21 protein-coding genes are annotated in these 26,018 nt (G+C 72.7%); 12 read left to right on the forward strand and 9 right to left on the reverse strand.

Annotated features, from left to right (window positions below):
• Positions 1–16 precede the first annotated feature (16 nt).
• The 3 genes from ACL06G_RS16495 to ACL06G_RS16505 all read right to left on the reverse strand — a co-directional run bounded on the left by ACL06G_RS16495 (position 17) and on the right by ACL06G_RS16505 (position 4,254).
• On the reverse strand, positions 17–1,045 hold the full coding sequence (locus tag ACL06G_RS16495) for a rod shape-determining protein (protein WP_412786325.1): 1,029 nt from the start codon (positions 1,043–1,045) through the stop codon (positions 17–19).
• A gap of 177 nt (positions 1,046–1,222) precedes the next feature.
• A complete protein-coding gene (locus tag ACL06G_RS16500; protein WP_412836237.1) occupies positions 1,223–3,127 on the reverse strand; it encodes an ABC transporter ATP-binding protein in 1,905 nt (634 codons plus the stop codon).
• A gap of 116 nt (positions 3,128–3,243) precedes the next feature.
• Positions 3,244–4,254: a DUF3048 domain-containing protein gene (locus ACL06G_RS16505; RefSeq protein WP_412786327.1), complete on the reverse strand. Its 1,011-nt coding sequence runs from the start codon at positions 4,252–4,254 to the stop codon at positions 3,244–3,246.
• 476 nt (positions 4,255–4,730) lie between these two features.
• Between ACL06G_RS16505 and ACL06G_RS16510 the strand changes: the two genes are divergently transcribed.
• Positions 4,731–4,970, forward strand: a complete 240-nt coding sequence (locus ACL06G_RS16510) for a DUF397 domain-containing protein (RefSeq protein ID WP_412786328.1) — start codon at positions 4,731–4,733, stop codon at positions 4,968–4,970.
• Between the two features lie 81 nt (positions 4,971–5,051).
• On the opposite strand, the gene ACL06G_RS16515 is transcribed toward ACL06G_RS16510, so the two are convergent.
• A complete protein-coding gene (locus tag ACL06G_RS16515; RefSeq protein WP_412836238.1) occupies positions 5,052–5,681 on the reverse strand; it encodes an ATP-binding protein in 630 nt (209 codons plus the stop codon).
• A 277-nt stretch (positions 5,682–5,958) separates the two neighbouring features.
• On the opposite strand from ACL06G_RS16515, the gene ACL06G_RS16520 reads away from it, so the two are divergent.
• From ACL06G_RS16520 to ACL06G_RS16535, 4 genes are all read left to right on the forward strand, one after another.
• Positions 5,959–6,849, forward strand: a complete 891-nt coding sequence (locus ACL06G_RS16520) for a Sco1979 family transcriptional regulator (protein ID WP_412786330.1) — start codon at positions 5,959–5,961, stop codon at positions 6,847–6,849.
• 4 nt (positions 6,850–6,853) lie between these two features.
• On the forward strand, positions 6,854–7,207 hold the full coding sequence (locus ACL06G_RS16525; RefSeq protein WP_412836239.1) for a mycothiol transferase: 354 nt from the start codon (positions 6,854–6,856) through the stop codon (positions 7,205–7,207).
• 401 nt (positions 7,208–7,608) lie between these two features.
• Positions 7,609–9,252 carry a threonine/serine exporter family protein gene (locus ACL06G_RS16530; protein WP_412786332.1) on the forward strand — a complete coding sequence of 548 codons (1,644 nt, stop codon included), beginning with the start codon at positions 7,609–7,611 and terminating at the stop codon, positions 9,250–9,252.
• Positions 9,253–9,687: 435 nt separating this feature from the next.
• A complete protein-coding gene (locus ACL06G_RS16535) occupies positions 9,688–11,358 on the forward strand; it encodes a SpoIIE family protein phosphatase (RefSeq protein WP_412836250.1) in 1,671 nt (556 codons plus the stop codon).
• A gap of 17 nt (positions 11,359–11,375) precedes the next feature.
• Here ACL06G_RS16535 and ACL06G_RS16540 read toward each other — a convergent pair whose 3' ends face one another.
• Both ACL06G_RS16540 and ACL06G_RS16545 read right to left on the reverse strand, forming a co-directional pair.
• Positions 11,376–12,917: a glycerol-3-phosphate dehydrogenase/oxidase gene (locus ACL06G_RS16540; RefSeq protein WP_412786333.1), complete on the reverse strand. Its 1,542-nt coding sequence runs from the start codon at positions 12,915–12,917 to the stop codon at positions 11,376–11,378.
• Between the two features lie 3 nt (positions 12,918–12,920).
• Positions 12,921–13,568, reverse strand: a complete 648-nt coding sequence (locus tag ACL06G_RS16545; RefSeq protein WP_412786334.1) for a TetR/AcrR family transcriptional regulator — start codon at positions 13,566–13,568, stop codon at positions 12,921–12,923.
• 20 nt (positions 13,569–13,588) lie between these two features.
• On the opposite strand from ACL06G_RS16545, the gene ACL06G_RS16550 reads away from it, so the two are divergent.
• Positions 13,589–15,208, forward strand: coding sequence for an FAD-binding oxidoreductase (locus ACL06G_RS16550; protein WP_412836240.1), 1,620 nt, complete (start codon positions 13,589–13,591; stop codon positions 15,206–15,208).
• Between the two features lie 101 nt (positions 15,209–15,309).
• Here the strand turns inward: ACL06G_RS16550 and ACL06G_RS16555 are convergent, their stop codons facing one another.
• Positions 15,310–15,801 carry an inorganic diphosphatase gene (locus ACL06G_RS16555; RefSeq protein WP_412786336.1) on the reverse strand — a complete coding sequence of 164 codons (492 nt, stop codon included), beginning with the start codon at positions 15,799–15,801 and terminating at the stop codon, positions 15,310–15,312.
• A gap of 86 nt (positions 15,802–15,887) precedes the next feature.
• Between ACL06G_RS16555 and dacB the strand changes: the two genes are divergently transcribed.
• The 6 genes from dacB to folE all read left to right on the forward strand — a co-directional run bounded on the left by dacB (position 15,888) and on the right by folE (position 23,448).
• Entirely contained in the window at positions 15,888–17,426 is a 1,539-nt protein-coding gene (dacB, locus tag ACL06G_RS16560; protein WP_412786337.1) for a D-alanyl-D-alanine carboxypeptidase/D-alanyl-D-alanine endopeptidase, read from the forward strand.
• Positions 17,427–17,490: 64 nt separating this feature from the next.
• Positions 17,491–18,624 carry an Rv3626c family coenzyme F420 biosynthesis-associated protein gene (locus tag ACL06G_RS16565; protein WP_412786338.1) on the forward strand — a complete coding sequence of 378 codons (1,134 nt, stop codon included), beginning with the start codon at positions 17,491–17,493 and terminating at the stop codon, positions 18,622–18,624.
• A gap of 231 nt (positions 18,625–18,855) precedes the next feature.
• Positions 18,856–19,899, forward strand: coding sequence for a tRNA lysidine(34) synthetase TilS (gene tilS, locus ACL06G_RS16570; RefSeq protein WP_412786339.1), 1,044 nt, complete (start codon positions 18,856–18,858; stop codon positions 19,897–19,899).
• A 96-nt stretch (positions 19,900–19,995) separates the two neighbouring features.
• Positions 19,996–20,535: a hypoxanthine phosphoribosyltransferase gene (hpt, locus tag ACL06G_RS16575; RefSeq protein ID WP_412786340.1), complete on the forward strand. Its 540-nt coding sequence runs from the start codon at positions 19,996–19,998 to the stop codon at positions 20,533–20,535.
• Between the two features lie 172 nt (positions 20,536–20,707).
• On the forward strand, positions 20,708–22,753 hold the full coding sequence (gene ftsH, locus ACL06G_RS16580) for an ATP-dependent zinc metalloprotease FtsH (protein ID WP_412786341.1): 2,046 nt from the start codon (positions 20,708–20,710) through the stop codon (positions 22,751–22,753).
• Between the two features lie 89 nt (positions 22,754–22,842).
• Positions 22,843–23,448, forward strand: coding sequence for a GTP cyclohydrolase I FolE (folE, locus tag ACL06G_RS16585; protein WP_412786342.1), 606 nt, complete (start codon positions 22,843–22,845; stop codon positions 23,446–23,448).
• A 21-nt stretch (positions 23,449–23,469) separates the two neighbouring features.
• Here folE and ACL06G_RS16590 read toward each other — a convergent pair whose 3' ends face one another.
• Together ACL06G_RS16590 and ACL06G_RS16595 are read right to left on the reverse strand one after the other, a co-directional pair.
• Positions 23,470–24,729 (reverse strand): cytochrome P450 family protein, encoded by a 1,260-nt coding sequence (locus ACL06G_RS16590; RefSeq protein WP_412836241.1) that lies wholly within the window; start codon positions 24,727–24,729, stop codon positions 23,470–23,472.
• Complete coding sequence (locus ACL06G_RS16595; RefSeq protein ID WP_412786344.1) at positions 24,726–26,015, reverse strand: cytochrome P450; 1,290 nt, start codon at positions 26,013–26,015, stop codon at positions 24,726–24,728. The genes ACL06G_RS16590 and ACL06G_RS16595 overlap by 4 nt, the downstream gene beginning before the upstream one ends.
• Positions 26,016–26,018: the final 3 nt, after the last annotated feature.

The raw sequence follows: 26,018 nt of genomic DNA on the forward strand, positions 1-26,018 counted from the left end.
GCGCCCGCGGCTGCGGTCAGTCCGTCGCCGAACGGGCGAGCGGCTTCACCTCGCCCCTGATCATCGCCGCGAGACCTCGCACGGCGCATCCGGCGGGGTCCTCGGCGACGTGTACGGCCATTCCGGTGCTCGCGCGGAGCCGGGTGTCCAGGCCGGGCAGCAGGGCTGTTCCTCCGGTCAGCACCATGCCGCGGTCGGCGAGGTCGGCCACCAGATCGGGCGGGCAGCGGTGCAGCACCGAGCGGATGGCGTCCACGAGACCGGTCAGCGGCGCCTGGATGGTGGCACGCACCTCGCCCGGGTCGATCCACACCGTGCGGGACAGGCCCGTCACCACGTCGCGTCCGTGCACCTCGGTGGGGCCGGCCGTGCCGGAGGCCGCGCCGTGCAGTGCCATGTGCAGCGGCCGCACCGCCTGGTTCAGCAGCATGATCTCGTGCTCGTTGCGCAGGTGCTGGACGAGCGCGTTGTGGATGGTGTCGCCGCCCGTCGGCACGGTCGTCGCCGCGACGACCGAGCCGAGAGACAGCACGGCCACCTCCGTGGTGGTGGCACCGCACACCAGGATCATGGTGGCCTCCGGCTGCTCCACGGCGAGTCCGCAGCCGACTCCGGCAGCCGTGGGCGCGTCCACCAGTTCCACACCCCGGGCGCCCACGCCCGAGAGGGTCTCGATGACCGCACGGCGCGCAAGGGGCCCCGCGTCGTGCGGCACCGACGCGGCGGCGCGGAGCGAGGGCCGGAACCGCCAGGCGCGCCGCACCTTGCCGCCGAGCATGGCTCGCAGCATGCGCTGCGCCATGTCGATGTCGGTGATGGTGCCGCCTCCCACCGGGCGGGCGACGCGGATGTGACCCGGTGTTCTGCCTTCCATCTGCTCGGCCTGCCCGCCCACGGCGATCAGCGCACCGGTGAGGGTGTTGACGGCGACCACGGACGGAGCGTCGACGAGCAGCCCTGCGTCCTTCACGTGCACCCGGGTCCTGGAGGCACCCACATCCACGGCCACGGAGCAGCGGCGCAGCTGGTCAAGGCTGAAGGTCACGGCGGATCGGATCCTTCCGGTGGGTGGCTCGGGCGGGCCGCCCACCCGGCGGCCCCGGATCTCACTCTGCGGCGGCCGCCGCCGTCCCGCGCGCTGGGATGGTCCGGACGGGCGAGGCCGGGTTGCGCGCCGGCTCCCGCCGTACTCGGCCCGCTCCCGGGCGCGGCCGAGGGGAGGTCAGGTCCCTGCCGGTGCCCGGTCGTCGCGTCCGCCGCCCGTGGTGTCGTCCTCGCTGAACTGCGTGCGGTACAGCTGCTCGTACCGGCCGCCGGCGGCCAGCAGCTCGGAGTGCGTGCCGCGCTCCACGATCCGCCCCTCCTCCAGGACCAGGATCAGGTCGGCGGCCCGTACCGTCGACAGGCGGTGTGCGATGACGACCGAGGTCCGCCCGTGCAGCGCCTCCGCGAGCGCTTCCTGGACCGCCGCCTCCGAGGTGGAGTCCAGGTGGGCGGTGGCCTCGTCGAGGATGACCACCCGCGGCCGGGCCAGCAGGAGCCGGGCGATGGTGAGGCGCTGCCGCTCACCGCCGGAGAGCCGGTAGCCGCGTTCGCCGACGACGGTGTCCAGGCCGTCCGGCAGCGCCGCGACCAGCCCGTCGAGGCGGGCCCGCCGCAGCGCCTCCCACAGCTCCTCGTCGTCCGCGTCGGGCCGGGGGAGCAGCAGGTTGGCGCGGATGGTGTCGTGGAAGAGGTGGCCGTCCTGGGTGACCATGCCGAGGGTCCGCCGCAGCGAGTGGGCGGTCAGGGTGCGGACGTCGGCGCCGGCGAGGCGCACGGTGCCGCTGTCGGGGTCGTACAGGCGGGGCACGAGCTGGGCGACCGTCGACTTGCCCGCGCCGGAGGAGCCGACCAGGGCGACCATGTGGCCGGGCTCGGCGCGGAAGGAGAGGCCGTGCAGCACCTCTTCGCCGCCCCGCTGGTCCAGCGTGGCGACCTCCTCCAGGGAGGCGAGCGAGACCTGTTCGGCCGACGGGTAGGAGAAGCGGACGTTGTCGAACTCGACGGAGACCGGGCCGTCGGGGACGGCCACGGCGTCCGGGGCTTCGGCGATGAGGGGTTTCAGATCCAGCACCTCGAAGACCCGCTGGAAGCTGACCAGGGCGCTCATCACCTCCACCCGGGCGCCGGCCAGTGCGGTGAGCGGTGCGTAGAGCCGGGTCAGCAGCAGGGCCAGGGCGACGACCGAGCCCGGGTCCAGCGATCCCCGCAGGGCGAACCAGCCGCCGAGGCCGTAGACGAGCGCGAGGGCGAGCGCGGAGACGAGGGTGAGGGAGGTGATGAAGTAGTGCTGGAGCATCGCTGTCCGCACGCCGATGTCGCGGACGCGCCGGGCGCGGGCGGCGAACTCGGCGGACTCCTCGGCGGGGCGGCCGAAGAGTTTGACCAGGGTGGCGCCCGGAGCGGAGAAGCGTTCCGTCATCTGGGTGCTCATGGCCGCGTTGTGGGTGGCGCGTTCGTGTTCCATCCGGGCCAGCCGGTGGCCCATGCGCCGGGCGGGGAGCACGAAGAGCGGCAGCAGGACCAGGGCGAGCAGGGTGATCTGCCAGGAGAGGCTGAGCATCACGCCGAGGGTGAGCAGCAGCGTCACCGCGTTGGAGACCACGGAGGAGAGGGTGCCGCTGAAGGCGCGCTGGGCGCCGATCACGTCGTTGTTGAGCCTGCTGACGAGGGCACCGGTGCGGGTACGGGTGAAGAAGGCGACCGGCATCCGCTGCACGTGGTCGTAGACGGCGGTGCGCAGGTCCAGGATCAGTCCTTCGCCGATGCGTGCCGACAGGCCGCGGGTGGCGACGCCCGTTGCCGCCTCGGCCACCGCGATGCCCGCGATGAGGGCTGCCAGGGCCAGAACCGTGCTGGAGGGGGCCTCCTGGACGATGGCGTCGACGACGCGGCCGGCCAGCAGCGGAGTCGCGACGGCGAGGCCCGCCACCGCGCTGCTCAGCAGGACGAACAGCACGATGCGGCGGTGGTGGGGGCGGGCGAAGCGCACGATGCGGCGGAGCACGGCCCGGGAGAAGGGGCGGCCGTCCTTGGCGTTGCGGGTGTGACGCAGCGCGCTCCACGCCGTCATCTCCATGCTCATGTGCGGGCCCTCCGTCAGGCGTCGCCGGGGTCGCGGGGTTCGTCCGCACAGACGCTAGAACTTCGAGCGAGGTTGAAGTCAAGGGGGTGCCGGGCGGACCGCCTGCCGTCCTGGGCTCAGCGTTCGGCGTAGACGATCCACACCTGCCCGCGGGCGAACGGCATGCGCCGGCCGTCGGGGAGGAGGAAGCGGGTGCCCGCGCCCGGGGAGGGCCGCTTCCAGCGGACCCGGTAGGCGCGGCCGTCGCGGAGGACGACCGCGCGGCCGGACCCGACGGTCTCTATGTAGGGCGTGACGGCTCCGGCGACGTCCCGGAAGCGCGAGGGCCGCATGGTGACGTACTGGACCACCACCGTGGGCGGGCCGAGCCGGGTGCCGCCGGTGACGCGTGCGGGGGAGCCGTCCATCGAGACCAGCCAGCGGTTGCCGGAGGCCGACCAGTCGAAGGCGAACCGCGCCGCCGGGTACGCCACGGTGCGGTGCCGCTTCGGTGTGCCGCCCTCGGGCGCGGGGCCGAAGCGGAAGCCGATGTCCCGCGGGGTGCTGACCTTCTGCGTGGCCCGCAGGGCGGCGGCCGGGCGCAGATACAGGTTGTTCGGCACCGGTCGCCCGGAGGTGCGCTCGAAGGCCTTCGGCGCGGTGGTGGGGTTCACCGCCCGTAGCGGGGCACGGCGCATGTCGTCCCGCAGCGCCGAGCGGACGCCCGAGTAGGCGAGGGCCGGGTGTCCGAACTGGCGCAGCAGCTCCAGGTCCGATTCCCGGGCGCTGCGCACCGGGCCGGTGCGCCGGGGGGTGCGGGAGGCGTAGACGCCCATGAGACGGCTCAGCCCGCCCTCGACCTGTTCGACGTAGACCAGGTCGGCGGCCTGCAGGCCGGTGTGGGGGCGGGCCGACCGGGTGTTGGCGAGCTTCACGGTGAGCACCGGATGCTGCGGCCCTGCCCGGCCGGTGAACGGGGAGCGGGGCGGGGTGGTCCGGGACGGGGTGGGTGTGGGAGAAGGTGTGGTGCCGGTCTTCGGGGCGGTGGGCGTCCTGTCCGGAGCGGGCTCCTCGTCCGTGCCGGTGCAGGCTGCGCTGCCCAGGGCGAGGGCCACGGCGCAGGCCAGTGCGGTGACACGTCTCCTCACCGGTCGCACCTCCCTTCGTACGGTCGTCCTCGTGTTCGACCCTGCTCTTGCTTCTACCCCGGGGAAGGGCGTGGTCACCGTCGGCGGTCGTGCGTCGATACTGCGCCCGGGTTGCCCTGTGCGCACGGCGGGGATTTCCGGCGGCATCCGCTTTTCGGGTGAGACAGGTATCACGCATTGTGATTCCGTAATTCCGCATGGCTGATCGACTCGCCCCGGAACGGCTTGTTCCTGTTGCTCGATCCACGGTCGGTCATGCTGCGCGTGCACACCGCATTCATGGGCCGCTGAATTCCGATTGTGTACGTCGTGGCCGTAGCCGTTTCTCTGACCGGCTGTGATGGCGCCGCAACCACGAGTCGCGGCGCCGTGGTGGCATATGCAGAACAGGTGACAACGTGGTTATGATCCAAGGCAGTTGAAACTGTCCGCGCCATGCGGGCCCAGAAGTACTCGGCACACAATGGAGATTGACAATGCCTCGGTCGTACAACGGCATGGCTGCCGCAGAGCTTCACGGTGTCGCATGGCAGAAGAGCCGCTTCAGCAATCAGCAGGGAACCTGCGTGGAATTCGCGAAGCTGCCGGGCGGTGACGTCGCCGTCCGCAATTCCCGCTTCCCGGGCGGTCCGGCGCTCGTCTACACGACAGCCGAGGTGAAGGCGATGCTGCTCGGCGTCAAGGCGGGCGACTTCGACCACCTGATCGGCGAGTGACCCTGGCGCGGGCGGGCTCGCCGAACCGGCGCGGCGGGTGCGGCCCGGGACGGGCCGTGATGGGCCGGGGTGCCGTCCGGCTCAGGAGCGAGGAGTGAAGCGGAACATCGCCCAGACCACCTTGCCCGGCCGGGTGCCCGTCAGGCGGTGCCAGCCCCAGTGGTCGCTGAAGGACTCCACGAGGAAGAGGCCGCGGCCGGATTCGGCCGTGGCCTCCGAACACGCCGCCGTGGTGCCGGAGGCCAGGAAGGCGTCCGGTGACGGCCCGCCGTCGAGATCCGCGGCGAGCGCGTCGGCGTCGTAGTCCCACAGTGCGGGAGGCGGGCCGGGGGCGTGGGCGGCCTTCTTCGGGCTCGCCTCACCGGGATCGCGTACGGCGCACACCAGCCGGGCGGACCAGCGGATCAGCTGCAGGCGCACCGGGTGTTCCACGCCCTGGGGTGCCCCCTCGGGGCGGGCGCCGGCGGGTGTGCCCAGCCCGTGCCGCAGCGCGTTGGTGACCAGTTCCGAGACCACGAGGGCGACCTCGTCCAGGTCGCGTGCGATCTCCCACCGCTGCAGCGTCCGGTGTGTGAAGTCCCGTGCCGTGCGGACCGCTTCGTGGCGCGGCGGCAGCACGCAGGTGGCGGATCCGGACAGGGCGTCCGTGGCGAGCGCCGGGAGGCCGCGCCGTAACGGGTCGAGCAGGGCGGTCGGTCCTTCGGTCCCCATGTCGAGCCACTCCTGGCAGTGCGGTGGTGAACGATCCCAGGCGCATGCGCTCGCCTCGTGCTCGCCGTGACGCGGTCACGTCCGCGCCATTGTCGAGCCTTCAACTTCCGTGTATACGCGTGCACTTGTGCAGTGACATGGTTGCCAATGCTGCGTACAGATGCAAGGGAAGATGCACGTGCAGATGTGACTTTCGCTTGTGAGTAACCACCTGGGCACGCAGCGGAGCCCTGCGGATGGCAGACTGCCCTTGGTCTGCGGTGGAGGTTGACGTCAGATGGACACCAGAACGGCAGGCGCTGCGGGCGCGCCGCAGGACGCCAGCGGGTCGATGGTCCGCCGCATCCTGCTCGGTTCGCAGCTGCGGCGGCTGCGCGAGGCGCGCGGCGTCTCCCGCGAGGCCGCCGGGTACTCGATCCGCGCGTCCGAGTCCAAGATCAGTCGCATGGAACTCGGCCGGGTCGGCTTCAAGACGCGCGACGTCGAGGACCTGCTCACCCTCTACGGAGTCACCGAGGCCGACGACCGCGAACCGCTCCTGGATCTCGCCCGCGACGCCAACAAGGCCGGCTGGTGGCACAGTTACAGCGACGTGCTGCCCGGCTGGTTCCAGACCTACGTCGGTCTGGAGAGCGCCGCCTCGCACATCAACACCTACGAGGTGCAGTACGTGCACGGGCTGCTCCAGACCGAGGAGTACGCCCGTGCCGTGGTGAGCAGCGGACGGAACGGCCTGCCCGCGGAGGAGGTGGACCGGCGCGTCGCCCTCCGCATGGAACGGCAGCGGCTCATCTTCGCCGACAAGGCGCCGCAGTTCCTCTGCGTCCTCGACGAGGCGGCACTGCACCGCCCCTTCGGCAGCAGCGGAGTGATGGAGCGGCAGCTGGAGCACCTGGCCGAGCTCTCGGAGCGGGACAACGTGGTGCTGCGCGTCTTCCCGCTGGACTGCCCCGCCTACTCGGCCGAGAGCGGCCCGTTCACCCTGCTGCGGTTCCCCGAGGACGACCTCTCCGACATCGTCTACATCGAGCAGTTGACCAGTGCCCTGTACCTGGACAAGGCGGAGGAGGTCGCCCGCTACGACCAGGTGCTGGAGCGCTTGGTCGAGTACGGACGCGCTCCCGCGGACGTGCGCGACCACCTGCAGCGGCTGCGCCGGTTCGTGTGAACGGGTGTGCTGCGCGACACCGCCCGGACGTGTGCCGCTGCGGGCCGCCGCAGCCCCTGGTGTTCCGCACCTGACGGAGACGGCGCCCGGCCGGGGTGGGGCGCCGGACTTCTCCGCGGCCAAGGCCGAGTGGGAGTCCGGGTTCGTGCCGCGTGAGGACGAGACCGTGTCCGGCCTGCTGTCCCTCTACGAGGAGGTCGCACGCGAGACGGAGGCGGCAGTGCGGTCCCTGGACTCGCTGGACGAGACCTTCGAGGCTCCGCGCGTCCCCTGGGACGAGGGTGGTCCGCGGACCTGGCGCTGGGCCCTGCTCCACCTGATCGAGGAGGCGGCCGGCACGCCGGCCACGCGGACGTGATCCGCGAGGCGCTGGACGGCAAGGGCGCCTTCGAGCTGGTCTTCGAGACGGGGGCCATGCCGGAGCCCGACTGGTCCGCCTTCGGCTGATCCGGCGCACCCGGCGCACCCGGCGCACCCGGCGCACCCGGCGCACCCGGCGCGCTACGGCGCGTGCCCGGTCGTCGTGCGCCGGTGCACGTGGGCGTGGTGTCGTGCATTCTGGCCCGAGCGGTCGCCTGCCGTGCGGCGTGCGACCGGCCGGGTGGCGGACGGCGTCCGGGAGAGTGTCCCTGCGGGCGGGCTCCTGTGACGCATCTCGCAGTTCCGGAGCATGGTTTCCCGGAACGGCACACCCGGGATACGGCGTTGTGTTCCTCGGCGGCCAGGGAGGCCGTCGATCAGCGAAGGAGCAGGAGGACAGTGGCCGGGGAGTCCCAGTGGAGCGGTAGCGATACGCAGACCGAGGACGCGAAACCGCAGTCGGACGAGGCGCACAGCGCCTTCACGCCGCCGCAGGGTCTGCCGTTGCCACCTCCGCCGGAGGACGACCACCCGTCCTCCGAGTTCACACTGCCGCAGGGGCTGCGGACCCAGTCGGGGTACGAGCCCGGCAGCGCGTTCACGCCCCCCGAGGGCATTCCGGCCCTCGGGACGCTCGTGCGGCCCGGGCTGCCCTGGCACGACCGGATGCGCACCATGGTGCGGCTGCCGCTCTCCGAGCGGCCCGCGCCCGAGCGCGCGGCCCCGGGCGAGGAGGAGGGGGAGAGCGGCCCGTCGATCCCGCGTGTCCTCGACCTCACGCTCCGCATCGGCGAGCTGCTGCTCGCCGGTGGTGAGGGGGCCGAGGACGTCGAGGCCGCGATGTTCGGCGTCGCGCACGCCTTCGGACTGGACCGCTGCGAGCCGACGGTCACCTTCACCCTGCTGTCGATCACCCACCAGCCGTCCCTCGTCGACGACCCGGTGACGCTGAGCCGGACCGTGCGCCGCCGGGGCACCGACTACACCCGGCTGGCAGCCGTGTTCGCCCTGGTCACCGACATCTCGCACGGCGAGGTGACGCTGGAGGACGCCTACCGCCGGCTCGCCACCATCCGACGGAACCGGCACCCCTTCACCAAGGGGGCGCTCACCGTGGCCAGCGGGCTGCTGGCCGGCGCGGCGTCGCTGCTGGTCGGCGGCGGCTGGCTGGTGTTCCTGCTCGCCGCGCTCGGAGCGATGGCAGGCGACCGCCTGGCGTGGTTCCTGGCCTCCCGCGGGTTGCCGGAGTTCTACCAGTTCGTCGCCGCCGCCATGCCTCCCGCCGCGATCGGCGTCGCGGTCAACCTGGTCAGCTCCCACCTCTCGGCAGACATCCGCGCGGGCGCGGTGATCACCGGTGGGCTCTTCGCCCTGATACCGGGGAGAGCGCTCGTCGCCGCGGTCCACGACGGGCTCACGGGCTTCTACATCACCGCCTCCGCCCGTCTGCTGGAGGTCGTGTACCTGATCGTGGCGATCGTGTGCGGCGTGCTGCTCGTGCTGTACGTGGGCGACGAGGTCGGCGCGAAGCTGAATCCGGAGGACCAGCTGCACCTGGACCGCCCGGAGGTCCAGCTGTGCGCGGCGATGCTGCTGGCGCTCGCCTTCTGCGTGCTGCTCCAGCAGGAACGCCACACCGTGGTGCTGGCGACCCTCAACGGCGGCGTCGCCTGGCTGATCTACGGCGCCCTGCACGATGTGGCCGGCGTCAACGCGGTGGCCTCCACGTTCGCCGCCGCCGGGCTGGTCGGTCTGTTCGGGCAGCTGGCCTCCCGGTACCAGTTCGCCTCCTCGCTGCCGTACATCACGGCGGCGATCGGGCCGCTGCTGCCCGGTAGCGCCACGTACTTCGGTCTGCTCAACGTGGCGCAGGGCAACGTCGGGACGGGCATGGGGAACATCGCCCGCGCGATCGCGCTGGCCCTGGCGATCGCGATCGGCGTCAACCTGGGTGGGGAGCTGGCGCGGCTGTTCATCAAGACGCCCGGTGTCGAGGCACCGCTCCCGGGCCGTCGCGCGGCCAAGCGCACCCGCGGGTTCTGACCCGGCCCCTCCCGGCGTCCCGCCCCGCGGCCCTTCGCCGTCACGGTGTCCCGCCGAGGCGATCACGCATGGTGCGTATGCGTGTACCGTGCGTGCTCGCCGGGGGGCTTGTTCCCGGCCGCACGGCGCCCGGCGGCCCGTCCGCGCGCATGGATGCGCATACCGGAGCGTTCCGGCCCTGCACAACGGGTGATCGGGGGCCGGGTCCTGGCTAGCATGTCGGCTCAGTGGGCGACGGAACCGTTTTTCGGGGGCACACTTGAGTCGGTACGGCGTCGAGCGGCGCGATGGGAGGCCAGCACGGTGAACGGCGGCAGCCGCGCTCGGCGTCTGACCAGTCGTCTGGCCGCACAGGGCGCCGCTTTCGGCCGGAACCCGGCGGCGAGGCGGTTCAAGGTCCGACGCGGCGACATCGACGGGGACGAGAGTTTCGCGATGCGCAGCCGCCTCGGCTGGCTCAACGCGGCGGGAACGCAGATCGGTACGACGCTCGACCTGGAGCGGACGGCTCAGGAACTGGCCGAATTCACCGTCCCGCGCTTCGCGGACGCCGCCGCCGTGGATCTGCTGGAGTCCGTGCTGCTCGGCGAGGAGGGTGACCGGGTGGTGGGCGCCGGGGTGCCCGTCACCCGCGCCATGGCCGTGGACGCCGTGGACGCGCTGCGCGAGCTGGAACCCTCTCCGGTCGGCGAGATCGTCGACCGGGAGCACCGGCGGGAGACCCTGCTCACCACCAAGTGCCTGCGCGCCAGGGAGTCCGTCCTCGTGAGCCGCATGACCGAGGAGGACATGGAGCGGGTCGCCCCCACGGACAGCGCCGCCGCCGCGATGCGCCGGCAAGGGGTGCACAGCTACCTGGCCGTGCCGTTGATCGCCCGCGGCGTGCTGCTCGGTTCGGCCGACTTCGTGCGGGCCGGCGACACCCCGCCCTTCACCGGCACCGATCTGGCCCTGGCCGAACAGCTCGCCTCGAAGGCCGCCGTGTACATCGACAATGCCCGGCTGTACGGCCGCGAGCGGGAGCATGTCGTCTCCCTGCAGCGCAGCCTGCTGCCCCGCGCCACCCCCCACACCCCGGGGCTGCGCGTGGCGGCGGACTACGCCCCGGCGGTCGACGCCCGCGGCGTCGGGGGCGACTGGTACGACGTCGTCTCTCTCCCCAGCGGCCGCACGGCCCTGGTCGTCGGCGACGTCATGGGGCACGGGCTGCCCGCCGCGGCGACGATGGGACGGCTCCGGTCGGTCGCGCGCACCCTCATGACGCTCGACATCGCCCCCGACCGCGTCCTGGCCCGGCTCGACCTGGCCACCCGCGACCTGGAGGACGACCAGGTCGCCACCTGCCTGTGCGCCGTCTACGACCCCGCCGACGGCAGCTACACGCTGGCCAGCGCCGGTCATCCGCCGCCGCTGCTCGTCGGCCCGGACGGCCGTACGGATTTCCTGGACGTACCGCCCGGCGCTCCGCTGGGCACCGGCGTGATCCCGTACGACCCGCTGCGTCTGGAGAGCGTTCCCGACAGCCGGCTCCTGCTCTACACCGACGGGCTGATCAAATCGCGGACCGAGGACGTCGACCGCCAGCTGGAGCAGCTGCGGGCGGCGGTCGCCGGCATGCCGGCGGAGCGGCTGGACGGCGGCGGCCTGCTCACCCCGGACACTCCCGGGGGCGACGGCCGGTTCGACGAGGCGGTGCTGCTGGTCGCCCTGGGGTGCGGGCAGTCCGGGGACGTCGACCTGCGGATCTGGGAGCTGCCGGAGGGCGGCACGGCGGCCTCGACGGCGCGGCGGCTGGTCACCCAGCAGCTCGAGACGTGGCAGTTGGGCGAACTCGCCGACGTGACCGAACTGGTCGTGAGCGAACTCGTCGGCAACGCGCTGCGCTACGGCGGCGGCCCCGGGCAGCTGCGGCTGCTGCGCGACGAACGGCTGATGGTGGAGGTGTCGGACACCGGTCCCGATCTGCCGCAGATCCAGCACGTGGACGTCCAGGACGAGGGCGGGCGCGGCCTGCAGTTGATCAACATGCTGTGCCGCCGCTGGGGCTCCTGCCGCACCGCGTCCGGCAAGGTGGTCTGGGCGGAGCAGGACATACCCCGGGCCTGACGCGGAGGACCGTGTGCTCAGGCCTGCCGGGCCGCTGCCAGCGCTTCCCGTGCCGCGGCCAGCCCGCGGGCACGGTCCTCGGGCACCAGGCCGATCCGGGTGCGGCGGTCGAGCAGGTCCTCCTCGTCCAGCGCCCCCTCGTGCCGGACGCCCCAGGCCAGTTCCGCCGCAGTGGCGCCGGCGGCGATCTCGTCCGTGCCTCCTCCGGCCAGTACGGCGGGCGCTTCCGTGCCGTAGCGGGCGACCAGGCGTGCCGGCGCCCCGATCCCGGCGAGTGCGGCCGGTGGTGCCGCGCCCACCAGCGGCAGGCGGGTCGTGCGGCACGGCCCCGCGGGGAGCCCGGCACGTGCGACGGCCGTGTCGACGGCGTCCTCGGCCATGCGGCGGTAGGTGGTGAGCTTGCCGCCGACGACGGTGACCACCCCGTCCGGTGAGGTGAGCACCGCGTGGTCCCGGGACAGGTCCGCGCTCGCCCCCTCGCCGTCCCCGGAGTCCAGCAGCGGCCGCAGCCCGGCGTAGGCGCCGAGCACGTCGCCGCTGCGCAGCGGGACGTCGAGGACGCTGCCGGCCACGTCCAGCAGGAAGTCGATGTCGGCCTGCGGCACTGCCGGCACGTCGGGCAGGGGCCCGTCGAGGGGCTCGTCGGTGAGGCCGACGTGGACGCGGCCGTCCCGCTGCGGCAGCACGAGTACGAACCGGCCGCGGGAGCCGGGCACCGGGACGGTCAGCGCGGCGCGCGGCCTGCCGAACACCTCGCCCGGCAGCACCAGGTGCGTGCCGCGGCTGGGGCGGAGCCGGACCCCCGGCACCAGCCCGCCGGCCCACACCCCCGCCGCGTTCACGACGGCGCGGGCCCGTACGTCCAGCCGTTCGCCGGTGCGTTCGTCGCGGAGTACCGCGCCGCGGCCGTGCAGCTCCGAGGCGGAGCAGCGGGTGAGGACCGAGGCGCCCCGCGCGGCGGCGGTGCGTGCCAGGGCGACGACGAGCCGGGCGTCGTCCACGAGTTGCCCGTCGTAGGCCAGCTGGCCGCCCCGCAGCCCGTGGGACCGGACCGCGGGAGCGAGGTCGAGGACGCGTTCGCGGGAGACGCGGCGCGCGCGGGGCAGTACGCCGGGCCGGGTGCCGGCCGTGGCGCGCAGCACGTCGCCGAGGACGAAGCCGGTGCGTGTCGTCGCCGCCTGCACGCCGCCCACCTCCGCGTGCAGCGGCAGCAGCATGGGCAGCGCACGGACCAGGTGCGGGGCCGTGCGGGAGAGCAGGACGTGGCGCTCCCGTGCGCTTTCGTACGCGATGCCCACCTGGCCGCGGGCGAGGTAGCGCAGCCCGCCGTGGACGAGCTTGGAGCTCCAGCGGCTGGTGCCGAAGGCCAGGTCGTGCCGTTCGGCCAGCAGTACCGAGAGCCCCCGGTCGGCCGCGTCGAGGGCGATGCCGGCGCCGGTCACCCCTCCGCCGACGACCAGCAGGTCCACCTCGGGCCGGTCCGCGAGGCGTTCGAGTTCACGGGTGCGGCGGGCGGCGTTCAGGGACGATCCGTCCGGCACGGCTGCGGGTCTGCTCACTGCTCACTCCTCGGGTCGGAGGTAGGTGTCCAGGAGGTGGTGCACCTCGGCGGTGAGGCGGTCGAGCGGCAGTACGTCGTCGACGAGGCGCCAGGACTGTGCCGTGGTCTGCACCAGCAGCATGACCATCCGCGCGAGCGCGTCGGGGTCGCCGTCGCGGACCGAGCCGTCCGCCTGCCCGGCGACGATCTGCGGCCGCAGCAGCTCCAGCGCCGCCCGCTGGCTGGAGCCCAGCCGCTGGAAGGTGTAGGTCAGCAGGAGTTCCGGCTCGGTCTGCAGGATCCGGCCGAGCAGCGGATGGGCGCGCAGCGCCCGCAGCAGGGCGGCGGCCTCCCTGGCGATGCGTTCCCGTACGCGGCCCCCTTCCGGCTCCTCGCTCTCCCGGCGCGGGCCGGCCTGTTCCGCCGCCGCGAGCAGCGCGGTGCGCATCTCGCGGGTGAGCAGGTCGGCCACGAGGGTCGTGATGTCGCGCCAGCGCCGGTAGACGGTCGGCCGGCTCACCCCCGCCTGGCGCGACACGTCGGTCAGTGTCAGGCGGCGCAGGCCGAACGCGGCGATGCACTCGTACGCCGCGTCGAGCAGGGCGCCGGCGATCGGGTCCTGCGGTGCGTCCTCGTCCCGGTCGCCCGTATCCACGTTGCTGGTTGACATCACATGTAAGACTGTAACGCATGACGACTCCCCGCACCCCCGTCGGCGAGATGGTCTGGAACGCCTGGGGCGCCCCGGAGGGCGCGACGGAACTGTCCGGACCCGTGCGCGACCTCGTGGCCTCCGTCCTCGGTGTTCCGCTCGACGACGTGCCCGCCTGCCCGGAGGCGGATCTCCCGGTGCCGCCCGGAGCCCTGCCGGCGCCGGTGCGCGAGGCCCTGGCCGAGGTCGTCGGAGCCGGAAACGTCGACACCTCCGACGCCGCCCGCATCCGGCGCGCGGGCGGGAAGAGCACGCCGGACCTGCTGCGGCGCCGGACGGGCGACGTCCGGGACGCCCCCGACGCCGTCGTCCGCCCCGGCACCCACCAGGAGGTGCTGGACGTACTCCGCGTCTGCGCCGCACAGCGCGTCGCGGTGGTGCCCTTCGGCGGCGGCACCAGCGTCGTCGGCGGCGTCGAGCCGCTCCGCGGGGAGTTCGCGTCGGTGATCAGCCTCGACCTGCGGCACATGAACCGGCTGCTCGCCGTGGACCCCGTATCCCGGACGGCCACCCTCCAGCCCGGACTCCGCACGCCGGAGGCCGAGGAACTGCTGGCCGCGCACGGGCTGACGCTCGGCCACCAGCCGCAGAGCTACGAGTACGCCACCATCGGCGGCTACGCGGCCACCCGTTCCGCCGGGCAGTCCTCGGCCGGGCACGGCCGGTTCGACGCCATGGTGCTGCGGCTGCGGGCCGCCACGCCGAGCGGCACGCTGGAACTCGGCCGCGCACCCGGGTCCGCGGCCGGGCCGGACCTGCGGCAGCTGCTGCTCGGTTCGGAGGGGACCTTCGGCGTCCTCACCGAGGTGACCGTGCGGGTGCTGCCGCTCCCCGAGGCGCACCACGACGAGGCGTGGGCCTTCCCCGACTTCGCCACCGGGACGGCCGCGCTGCGGTCCCTGGCGCAGGGCGGCTCACCGCCCACCCTGGTCCGCCTGTCGGACGAGGCGGAGACCTTCGTGAACGCGGCGCTCTCCGGCGAGCAGGCCGCCGACGGCTGCCTCGCGGTGGTCTCCCACGAGGGGACGTCCCGGCATGTCCGCGACCGCCGCGCGGAGACCGCCGCCGCCCTGGAGGCGGCCGGCGGCCGCTGCCTCGGCGAGGAGCCTGTCGCCCAGTGGCGCCGCAGCCGCTACGCGGGGCCGTACCTGCGGGACGCGCTGCTCTCGGCGGGTGTGCTCGCGGAGACGCTGGAGACGGCCACCACCTGGAGCGGGCTGGCGGACCTGCGCGGGGCGGTGACGGAGGCCCTGCGCGGGGCGCTCGGCCGGGACGGCGCCGAACCCGTGGTCGCCTGCCACGTCTCGCACGTCTACCCGGAAGGCGCCTCCCTCTACTTCACGGTGGCGGCGAACGGCGGCGAGGACCCGCAGGCCCTGTGGGCCGACGCCAAGCGGGCGGCCGGAGACGCGATCCTCGCGCACGGCGGCACCATCACCCACCACCACGCGGTGGGCAGGGACCACCTGCCCTGGATGACCCAGGAGGTCGGCGAGCTGGGCGTGGAGATGCTGCGCGCGGTCAAGCGCACGCTGGACCCGGAGGGCGTCCTCAATCCGGGCAAACTGATCCCGCCGCGGCCCGCGGGCGCCGCCTGACGGTCCGCACCGGGACGGGAGACGGGTCGAACACGGCGAGGGGCCGCACCGGCGCGCACGGCGTCCGGTACGGCCCCTCGGACCGGTGGTGGGGGCTGCCGTCAGTGGCCGCCCTGCGCCTCGAGGCGCTTCACCGAGGCCTCGACCTCGGCCTCCGCGTCGGCACGGCCGACCCAGTCGGCGCCCTCGACCGACTTGCCCGGCTCCAGGTCCTTGTAGACCTCGAAGAAGTGCTGGATCTCCAGCCGGTCGAACTCGCTCACGTGGTGGATGTCCCGCAGGTGCTCTATACGCGGGTCGGACGCGGGCACGCACAGCAGCTTGTCGTCGCCGCCCGCCTCGTCCGTCATCCGGAACATGCCGATGGCGCGGCACTTGATGATGCAGCCGGGGAACGTCGGCTCCTCGAGCAGCACCAAGGCGTCCAGCGGATCGCCGTCCTCGCCGAGGGTGTTGTCGACGAAGCCGTAGTCGGCCGGGTACACGGTCGAAGTGAAGAGGTGGCGGTCGAGCCGGATGCGACCGGTCTCGTGGTCCACCTCGTACTTGTTCCGCGAACCCTTCGGGATCTCGATGACGACGTCGAACTCCAAGGGAGGCTCCTCCGTGATCAACACATGGTCTGGTGATTAAGTGTCCCTCACGCAGGTCCGTGCTCGCGAAAGGGGCTGGTCTTCCGATGCCTGACACGACGTACCGGGCACGTTCCGCGTCCGCGGACGGCTCGTCGCCGCACGTCACCGGGGGGCTCCGCGCCCGGTGGCGGTCAGCGCCGCCCCGGCAGCGGCAGACATGGCGGCTCTCGGTGACCTCCGGTGTCGTCGGCCTGGCGGTCGCGTGCACGGCGATCGCCGTCTCCGGACCCTGGGACTCGGGTCAGCGTACGGCCGAGCGGGTGCGCGCGGGACACGTCGTGGACGGGAGTGGTGAGGAGCACACCCCCACCGGACCCGAGGGGCTCCGGCCGGCACCGAGCGCCCCCGCCGTCCTGCACGCCCTGCGGGCACCGCGCGGCGACTCCGGCACCTCCGAGGACGCCGCCGCGCCCGCCCCCGCGCCGAACCGGGCGGCGCTGGCCGACGCCCTGCGGCCGCTGCTGAAGGACGGCGCCCTCGGCTCCTCCGTCACGGCCTCGGTGGTGGACACCGCCACCGGAGCCCGCCTCTTCGGCCGGCAGGCCGACCGCCCGGTCGTCCCGGCTTCGACGATCAAGCTGGCGACCTCCGTCGCGGTCCTCACCGCCCGCGGTCCGGACCACCGGATCGGAACCCCGGTGGTCCGCACCGCCGACGGCCGCGTGGTGCTCGTCGGCGGCGGCGACCCCACCCTCACCGAGGACGACCTCGCCGACCTCGCGCGGGACACCGCACAGGCGCTGCGGCAGTCGAACGGCGGCGCCGGGCGGCCCAAGGTCCGTGTCGGCTACGACGTCTCCCTGTGGTCCGGACCCGTGCAGCACCCCATCGGCCGCAACGAGAACCTGGCGCCGGTCACCCCGCTGACCGTGAACGAGGGGAGGCTGGACGACAGCCACCACGGGCCGGCGCCGCGCGCGACGGACCCCTCGGCGGACGCCGCACGGACCTTCGCCCGGCAGTTGTCCCGGCAGGGGGTGGCCGTCTCGGGCACGCCGGAGAAGGTGACCGCGGGCGGGAAGGCGGAACCGCTGGCCGAGCACCGTTCGGCGACCCTGCGGGCGCTCGTCGAGCGGATGCTGACGTACAGCGACAACGACCTGGCCGAGGCCCTCGCCCGGCAGACCGCGGTCGCCACCGGCAGGCCGGCCGACTTCCGCGGCGCCGGCCGGGCCGTGCACGCACAGCTGAGGAAGCAGGGCCTCCCGGTGCAGGGCGCGCACTTCGCCGACGGCAGCGGCCTGGACCGTGCCGACAAGGTGACGGCGCGGCTCCTCACCTCGCTGCTGACCCGGGCCGCCGCTCCCGGGCACCCGGAACTGCGCACGATCCTCACCGGCATGCCCGTCGCGCACTTCACCGGAACCCTCGGAAGCAGGTACGGCGGGGAACACGGCGCGGGCGTCGTACGGGCCAAGACCGGCACCCTCACCGGCATCAACACGCTCGCCGGAACGGTGGCCGACGCGGACGGCCGGCTGCTGGCGTTCGCCTTCACCGCGACGGGCACGGCCGACCCCGCCGCGGCGAAGAACGCGCTCGACCGCCTCGCCTCGGCGCTGGCGGACTGCGGCTGCCGCTGACACCGGGTTCGCCGGGGCCTGCCGCCGACTGCCGGAGCGGCGGTGGGGAACGTACCGTGAAGGCATGACGAGCCTCGGTGGAGTGCAGATGGTCGACTGGAACCTCGCGGCGACGACCGCCACCCGCTTCGTGCGGCCGGGGCCGGAGACCACCCGGGACGAGGCCCGTGCCGTCGTCGCGGAGCTGCGGCGCCACGCGGGCGACTCGCAGGGGCACGTGCGCCGGTTCACCGGCCTGGACAGCGCGGCCCCGGACGGCCGGGACGCCCCCGTACTGGTGGTGGACCGGGGCGGCTGGGTCCGCGCGAACGTGGCCGGCTTCCGCGAACTCCTGGGCCCGTTGCTCGGCAGGATGCGGGAGCGTCGGGACGCGACCCCGGGAGGCGCCGTGCTGGGGGCGGTCGGCGGCAAGGTCACCGGGGTCGAGGTCGGCATGCTGCTGTCGTTCCTGGCGTCGCGCGTCCTCGGGCAGTTCGAGACGTTCGCGCCCGTCACCCGCGAGCTGCCCGGCGCTCCGGACGGCGGGGGCCGTCTGCTGCTGGTCGCGCCGAACATCGTGCACGTGGAACGCGAACTGGACGTCGATCCGCACGACTTCCGGCTGTGGGTGTGCCTGCACGAGGAGACCCACCGCACGCAGTTCTCTGCCGTGCCGTGGCTGCGGGAACACCTGCGCGGCGAGATCCGGGCGTTCCTCGCCGAGACCGAACTGGACGCGTCGACGCTGCTGGAGCGGCTGCGGGAGGCCGTGCAGTCGATGGCGGGCTCGCGGACCCGGGACGAGCAGGACGCCCAGGGCGCCGCGGACGGGGAGCGCAGCTTCGTGGAGCTGGTGCAGACACCCGCCCAGCGGGAGATCCTCGGGCGGCTGACCGCCGTGATGTCCCTGTTGGAGGGGCACGCCGACTACGTCATGGACGGGGTGGGGCCGCGTGTCGTCCCGACCGTGGGGGAGATCCGGGAGAAGTTCACCGAGCGCCGGGCCAGTGGGGCCGGGCGGCTGGACCAGGTGCTGCGCAAGCTGCTCGGGCTGGACGCCAAGCTGCGCCAGTACCGCGAGGGCGAGCGCTTCGTGCGCACCGTCGTGGACGAGATGGGCATGGCGGGCTTCAACAAGGTGTGGACCTCGCCCAACACCCTGCCGACGAAGGACGAGATCGCCGCCCCCGAGGAGTGGGTGGCCAGGGTCCGGGGCTGAGGCGGGCGCGGGACGCGGTGCGTCCCGCCGAGTGGTGGCCGGAATGCGCCCTCCGCTTTGGCAGGTGGCCCCGTAATCACCCGTCCGAGGGACCGTGGGCGCGGGATCAGCGTGCGATGCTCGGGGAACGCGACCCGTTTCTGTCACGATCGACGCACCCAGCGTGACCGCGAGTGTGCGTGAAGCGGTCCGTACTCTGTGACCAGACTCCCCTGAGGAAGTGAATCGGACATGGGTCCCCATCCCTCGGTCGCCGCAATACGCCTGGCGGTCCGCCGCGTACTCCGTGATGTCCTCCGGGACGCCCCCTCCTCACGCCCCGCCGGCTCCGGCCACCCTCCGCACGAGTCAGAGAAGCCGCTCGTGCTGGTCGCCTGCTCCGGCGGCGCCGACTCCATGGCGCTCGCGTCCGCCCTCGCCTTCGAGGCCCCGCGGCTCGGTATCCGCGCCGGGGCCGTCACCATCGACCACGGCCTGCAGGCCGGGTCCGCCGAGCGCGCCGAGGAGGTCGTGACCCGCCTCACCTCGCTCGGACTGGCCCCCGTCGAGGTGCTCTCCGTCACCGTCGGCCGCTCCGGAGGTCCGGAGGCCGCCGCCCGCGACGCCCGCTACGCCGCACTCGACGCCGCCGCCGAACGCCACGGCGCCGTTGCCGTGCTGCTCGGGCACACCCGTGACGACCAGGCCGAGACCGTGCTCCTCGGGCTCGCGCGCGGCTCGGGCACCCGCTCGCTCTCCGGCATGGCCGCGGTCTCCGGCCCCGGCGGCCGCTACCGCCGCCCGTTCCTCTCCCTCGACCGGCAGACCACCCGCACCGCCTGCCTGAGACAATCCCTCGCCGTCTGGGACGACCCGCACAACACCGATCCCGTCTACACCCGCTCCCGGGTCCGCCACGAGGCGCTGCCGATCCTCGAGAAGGCACTGGGCCGCGGCGTGGTCGAGGCGCTGGCCCGCACCGCGCAGCTCTCCCGGGACGACGCCGACGCCCTGGACGCCTGGACGGACGAGGCCGAGCGCTCGGCCCGCCCCGCCGGCGCCGCCCCCGGAGAGCTGGACATCGCCCGGCTGCACGCGCTGCCGCCCGCCGTCCGGCGCCGCGTCCTGCGCCGCACCGCCGTGGCCGCCGGTGCCCCCTCGGGCTCGCTCTTCGCGCGGCACATCGAAGAGGTCGACCGGCTGATCACCGCCTGGCGGGGGCAGCGGGCCCTCAACCTCCCGGGGCGCGTCGAGGCGCGCAGGCAGGGTGGCAGACTGGTCATCCGGCAGAGCTGACCCGGACCGCAGCGCGACCGCGTCCGGTGCGGGCGGCGGCCTGCGTTTGCGTGTACCGACATCGAGCGAGAGCGGCACCGGGTGGACGAGAAAGACATGGGCACCGACCTTCAGCAGGTGCTCATCACCAAGGAAGAGATCGACGCGAAGCTGGCCGAGCTGGCGCAGAAGATCGACGCCGAGTACGCGGGCAGGGAACTGCTCCTCGTCGGCGTCCTCAAGGGCGCCGTGATGGTGATGGCCGACCTGGCCCGCGCCGTCTCCACCCCCGCCACCATGGACTGGATGGCCGTGTCGTCCTACGGCGCCGGCACCCAGTCCTCCGGTGTGGTCCGCATCCTCAAGGACCTGGACACCGACATCCAGGACAAGCACGTGCTGATCGTCGAGGACATCATCGACTCCGGCCTCACGCTCTCCTGGCTGCTGTCGAACCTGGGATCGCGCGGCCCGGCCTCGCTGGAGGTCTGCACTCTGCTGCGCAAGCCCGACGCGGCGAAGGTGGCCATCGACGTGAAGTGGGTGGGCTTCGACATCCCGAACGAGTTCGTGGTCGGGTACGGACTGGACTACGCCGAGCGGTACCGGAACCTGCCGTTCGTGGGGACGCTGGCGCCCCACGTGTACGGCGGCTGAGACCCCGGGATCTTCGGGAACGCACCGCTTTCCCCTACCGTTGGTGAGGGGAGGGCATACGGTTGCCCGCTCACGGGCGGCGCGCGGCGTCGATGCTGAGGTACCGTCCGAAGGTCAAGCAATTTTCGACTCACTGTGGCAGGAGGGACGGGGCGCGAACCGCTCCGTGTGGATGGACGTGAAGAGATACTTCCGCGGGCCGGTCATGTGGATCGTGCTGGCCGTCCTCTTGGTCGTCGGTGTCATGAATTTCATGGGCTCGTCGGGCGGCTACACGACGGTGGACACCGCCCAGATCGTCTCGGCGATCGACGACAACAAGGTGTCCTCGGCCGAGATCACCACCGGCGACGAGCAGATCGTGAAGCTCGACCTCAAGGACGGCCAGAGCGTCAAGGGGACCGACGGCGCCAACAAGATCCAGGCCAGCTACATCGACGAACAGGGCGTCGACCTGCAGAAGCAGCTGCAGGCCAAGTACGCGACCAACGACCTGCCCGACGGCTACACCGTGGCCCCGACGGAGCAGAGCATGTTCGTCGGGTTCCTGGTGTCCGTGCTGCCCTTCGTGCTGATCATCGTCGTTTTCCTGTTCCTGATGAACCAGATGCAGGGCGGCGGCTCCCGGGTGATGAACTTCGGGAAGTCGAAGGCGAAGCTGATCACCAAGGACACGCCCAAGACCACGTTCGTGGACGTGGCGGGTGCGGACGAGGCCTGCGAGGAGCTCCAGGAGATCAAGGAGTTCCTGCAGGAGCCGGCGAAGTTCCAGGCGGTCGGAGCCAAGATCCCGAAGGGTGTGCTGCTGTACGGCCCGCCCGGCACCGGCAAGACGCTGCTGGCGCGTGCCGTGGCCGGTGAGGCCGGGGTGCCGTTCTACTCGATCTCGGGCTCCGACTTCGTCGAGATGTTCGTGGGTGTGGGTGCCTCCCGGGTGCGCGACCTGTTCGAGCAGGCCAAGCAGAACGCTCCGGCCATCGTGTTCGTCGACGAGATCGACGCCGTCGGCCGCCACCGCGGCGCCGGCATGGGCGGCGGTCACGACGAGCGCGAGCAGACGCTCAACCAGCTGCTGGTCGAGATGGACGGCTTCGACGTCAAGGGCGGCGTCATCCTGATCGCCGCCACCAACCGGCCGGACATCCTGGATCCGGCGCTGCTGCGCCCGGGCCGCTTCGACCGGCAGGTCGCGGTGGACCGCCCGGACATGCAGGGCCGCCTGGAGATCCTCAAGGTGCACCAGAAGGGCAAGCCGACGGCCGCCGACGTCGACCTCGGCGCCGTGGCCCGGCGTACGCCCGGGTTCACCGGTGCGGATCTGAGCAACGTCCTCAACGAGGCCGCTCTGCTGACCGCCCGCAGCGACAGCAAGCTGATCGACAACAAGTTCCTGGACGAGGCGATCGACCGCGTCGTGGCCGGACCGCAGAAGCGGACCCGGATCATGAGCGACAAGGAGAAGAAGATCACCGCGTACCACGAGGGCGGTCACGCCCTGGTCGCGGCGGCCTCACCGAACTCCGACCCGGTCCACAAGATCACCATCCTCTCCAGAGGCCGTGCCCTGGGCTACACGATGGTCCTGCCGGACGAGGACAAGTACTCCACCACCCGCAACGAGATGCTCGACCAGCTGGCGTACATGCTGGGCGGGCGTGCGGCGGAGGAGCTCGTCTTCCACGACCCGACCACGGGTGCGGCCAACGACATCGAGAAGGCGACCGCGACGGCCCGGGCGATGGTCACCCAGTACGGCATGACCGAACGGCTGGGTGCGATCAAGTTCGGCTCCGACAACTCCGAGCCCTTCCTGGGCAAGGAGATGGCCCACCAGCGCGACTACTCCGAGGAGGTCGCCGGGCTGGTGGACGAGGAGGTCAAGAAGCTGATCGAGGCGGCGCACAACGAGGCCTGGGAGATCCTGGTGGAGAACCGGGACGTCCTGGACAACCTCGTGCTGGCGCTGCTGGAGAAGGAGACTCTCGGCAAGGAGGAGATCGCCGAGATCTTCGCTCCCATCGTGAAGCGCCCGGCCCGGCCGGCATGGACGGGCTCCTCGCGGCGCACGCCCTCGACGCGGCCTCCGGTGTCCGTGCCGGTGGCGGTGTCGACCAACGGCGAGCGCCCGTCGCTGGAGAAGAAGGGCAAGGAGATCGGCCCGACCGACTCCCTCACCGATCCCGTCGAGAGGGTCGAGGATCCCCGGACGGAGACCTGAGCAGGACCGGAATGCGTGCCGCGCCCCCCAGGGTTCTACCCTGAGGGGCGCGGCGCGTGTGCTGCACGGTCACGAGAAACGAGGCACAGATGACCGATCCGGTGACGCTGGACGGCGAGGGCACGATAGGGGCGTTCGACGAGAAGCGCGCCCAGGACGCCATACGGGAACTGCTCATCGCGGTCGGCGAGGATCCCGATCGCGAGGGCCTGCGGGAGACCCCGGCTCGGGTGGCCCGCGCCTACCGTGAGATCTTCGCCGGGCTCTGGCAGGAGCCCGAGGACGTGCTGACCACCACCTTCGACCTGGGCCACGACGAGATGGTGCTGGTCAAGGACATCGAGGTGCTCAGCTCCTGCGAGCACCACCTCGTGCCGTTCGTGGGCCTCGCCCACATCGGCTACATCCCCTCCGCGACCGGCAAGATCACCGGCCTGTCCAAGCTGGCCCGCCTGGTCGACGTCTACGCCCGGCGGCCGCAGGTGCAGGAGCGCCTGACGACGCAGATCGCGGACTCGCTGATGCAGATCCTGGAGCCGCGGGGTGTCGTCGTGGTGATCGAGTGCGAGCACATGTGCATGACCATGCGCGGGGTGCGCAAGCCGGGTGCGAAGACCCTCACCTCCGCGGTGCGGGGCCAGCTGCGCGACCCCGCCACCCGCTCCGAGGCGATGAGCCTGATCATGGCCCGCTGAGGCGGTTGCTGCAGGGACGTTTCACCGCTGCCCGTCGAGCAGCACCGGCAGCTCGTACAGCTCGTTCTGCGTCACGGCCGGCTTGTTCCGCAGCTCCTGCGGCGCCACCGCCAGGGCGAGCTCGGGGAAGCGCGCGAACAGCGCCGGCAGCGCCACCCGCGCCTCCAGCCGTGACAGCGGGGCTCCCGGGCAGACGTGCGGGCCGTGGCCGAACGACAGATGCCGGTTGGGGGACCGGGTGACGTCGAAGGTGTCGGCGTCCTCGCCGTGCTGGTTCCTGTCCCGGCCCATCGCCCCGTAGGACATGATCACCGCGTCGCCGCGGGGGATCACGGTGTCGCCCACGGCGATGTCCTCGGTCGCGAACCGGATGAGCACGTGCGTCGTCGGGGCCGACCAGCGCAGCGTCTCCTCGATCACAGCGTCCCAGGTCACCCGGCCCTCCCGCACCAGCGCAAGCTGCTCCGGGTGGGTGAGGAGCGCCACCACCGCGCTGACGATCAGACTGATCGTCGTCTCGTGGCCCGCGGTCACCATGACCTGGAGGGTGCTGACGATCTCCCGCTCGCCGAGGCGGTCCCCGTCCTCGCTCGCGGCGATCAGCGCGCTCGTCAGGTCGTCGGCCGGCTCCGCCCGTTTCAGGTCGACCACCGAGGTGTAGAAGGCGCGCAGCTCCCCGAGGACCTCCTGGACACGCTCCGGCCTGGTCAGGCTGGAGAAGAAGCTGTCGTAGAGCTCCAGCAGCCGGGGGTGGTCCGCGGAGTCGATCCCCATCAGCTCGCTGATCACCGCCATCGGCAGCCGGTAGGCGAAGGCCGCCTTCAGATCCACGCGGCCCCCGGAGGCGGCACCCCGCTCGGCCACCTCGTCGAGCAGCGCCGCAGTGATCTCCGCGATGCGCGGCTCCAGTTCCTGCACCCGCCGCGGGGTGAGCGCCTGCGCCACCAGGGTCCGCAGCCGGCGGTGCTCCGCGCCGTCGAAGGTGAGCATGCTCGGGCCGGGCGCGGCGAGCCCGATCAGCGGCCAGGTCTGCGGTATCTCCCCGCGTTTCCAGGCCGCCCAGTGCTCGATGTTCTTCACCAGGCGCGCATCGGTGAGCAGGGCACGGCCCTCGGCGTGATGAGTCACCGCCCAGACCGGGACGCCGCCGGGCAGTTCCACGGGTGTCACCGGCCCCGCGTCGCGCAGCCGGGCCGTCTCGGCGGCCAGGTCCTCGACCAGCGGGTCGATGACGATGGGGTCGCGGGCGTCCTGCCGCGCGCGGGAGGTGGAGAGAGTCACCGGGTACCTCCGTAGGGGTGGGTGGGAGTGAATCGGACGGGCAGCTTCCTGAGGCCGCGCAGCCAGGGCGAGGGCCGCCACACCAGTTCCTCCGGCCGACCCGACAGGTCGACGTCGGGCAGCCGGTCCAGCAGTACCTCGATGCCTTTCCGCGCGATGGTCTCGGCGATCTCCTGCGCCGGGTACGGGCAGCGGTGCTCGCCGTGCCCGAAGGAGAAGAAGGCGTTGTTGCCGCCCGTGAGTGCGGAGGGGTCGGGACGGATCCGCGGGTCGGCGTTGGCCGCCGCGAAGCTCAGCACCAGCAGGTCGCCCGACCGGACGTGCCGGTCGCCGAGCGTGGTGTCCCGCGTCGCCCAGCGGCCCGCGATGTTCTGGGTGGGCGTCTCCTCCCACAGCACCTCGTTCATCGCTTCGGCAACGCTGTGCCGGCCCCCCGTCAGGGAGGCCGCGAAACGGTCGTCGGTGAGCATCAGGCGCAGCGAGTTCCCGATCCAGTCGGCCGTCGGCTGATGGCCGGCCGTCATGATCACCCGCATGTCCTGGACCAGCTCGCCCAGGGTGAAGTCCCCCCGCCGCGGGTGGGCGAGCATCCGGTCCGCGACGTCGGCGGCCACCTCGGACACGGATTCGCGGCGGGAGTTGAGCAGCTCCTGCATGGAGGCGGTGGCCGCGCGCGCTCCGGAAAGGGCGTCCGGGCCTCCGTCGACCAGGGCGTTGACCGACCGTGCCAGTTCGAGACCGCGCGCGTCGGAGAAGCCGTAGAGACGCGCCAGTACACGGGCCGGAAGCATCTTGGCGTAGTCCGCGATCAGATCGGCGGTCCCGCTGCCGCAGAAGGCGTCGATGAGTTCGTCGGCGAACCGTTCGACATGGTCCCGCAGTTCGAAGGGATCGACGCCCGCCAGCGCGTCGCTCAGCAGCTCCGAGCGGCGCCGGTGCCGCTCGCCCACCGTGTAGAGGATGGAGGGCTGTTTGCCGACCATCGGCAGCATGGGCCAGTCGTCCGGGATGCTGTCCCACAGGTTCCAGATACTCGAATCCCTGCTGAACAGCACGGGATCGGTGGTGACACGGTGCAGTTCGCGGTAGCCGAGCACCAGCCAGGCCGGAACGCCCCCGGGCAGCTCGATGGGCGCCACCGGGCCCTGTTCCCTCCGGACGTCGCGGTAGAACTGCGCCGGTCCGTCGAGGAACGCCTTCCCACCGAGGGGGACTGCGCCGGTGGCGGGGGCGGCCCCGCGAACGGGACAGCCCTCCGTCGTGTGGGACTCGGGCGTGCTGGTCACGGT

This window comes from Streptomyces callyspongiae (assembly GCF_047200695.1).
Taxonomy (GTDB): domain Bacteria; phylum Actinomycetota; class Actinomycetes; order Streptomycetales; family Streptomycetaceae; genus Streptomyces.

Coding starts and splice junctions, on each gene's coding strand:
- ACL06G_RS16500 (WP_412836237.1), bottom strand. CDS start 3,127: ATGAGCATGGAGATGACGGCGTGGAGCGCGCTGCGTCACACCCGCAAC.
- folE (WP_412786342.1), top strand. CDS start 22,843: ATGACCGATCCGGTGACGCTGGACGGCGAGGGCACGATAGGGGCGTTC.
- ACL06G_RS16510 (WP_412786328.1), top strand. CDS start 4,731: ATGCCTCGGTCGTACAACGGCATGGCTGCCGCAGAGCTTCACGGTGTC.
- ACL06G_RS16545 (WP_412786334.1), bottom strand. CDS start 13,568: ATGTCAACCAGCAACGTGGATACGGGCGACCGGGACGAGGACGCACCG.
- tilS (WP_412786339.1), top strand. CDS start 18,856: ATGGGTCCCCATCCCTCGGTCGCCGCAATACGCCTGGCGGTCCGCCGC.
- dacB (WP_412786337.1), top strand. CDS start 15,888: ATGCCTGACACGACGTACCGGGCACGTTCCGCGTCCGCGGACGGCTCG.
- ACL06G_RS16515 (WP_412836238.1), bottom strand. CDS start 5,681: ATGGGGACCGAAGGACCGACCGCCCTGCTCGACCCGTTACGGCGCGGC.
- ACL06G_RS16535 (WP_412836250.1), top strand. CDS start 9,688: ATGCGCAGCCGCCTCGGCTGGCTCAACGCGGCGGGAACGCAGATCGGT.
- hpt (WP_412786340.1), top strand. CDS start 19,996: ATGGGCACCGACCTTCAGCAGGTGCTCATCACCAAGGAAGAGATCGAC.
- ftsH (WP_412786341.1), top strand. CDS start 20,708: ATGGACGTGAAGAGATACTTCCGCGGGCCGGTCATGTGGATCGTGCTG.
- ACL06G_RS16520 (WP_412786330.1), top strand. CDS start 5,959: ATGGACACCAGAACGGCAGGCGCTGCGGGCGCGCCGCAGGACGCCAGC.
- ACL06G_RS16550 (WP_412836240.1), top strand. CDS start 13,589: ATGACGACTCCCCGCACCCCCGTCGGCGAGATGGTCTGGAACGCCTGG.
- ACL06G_RS16565 (WP_412786338.1), top strand. CDS start 17,491: ATGACGAGCCTCGGTGGAGTGCAGATGGTCGACTGGAACCTCGCGGCG.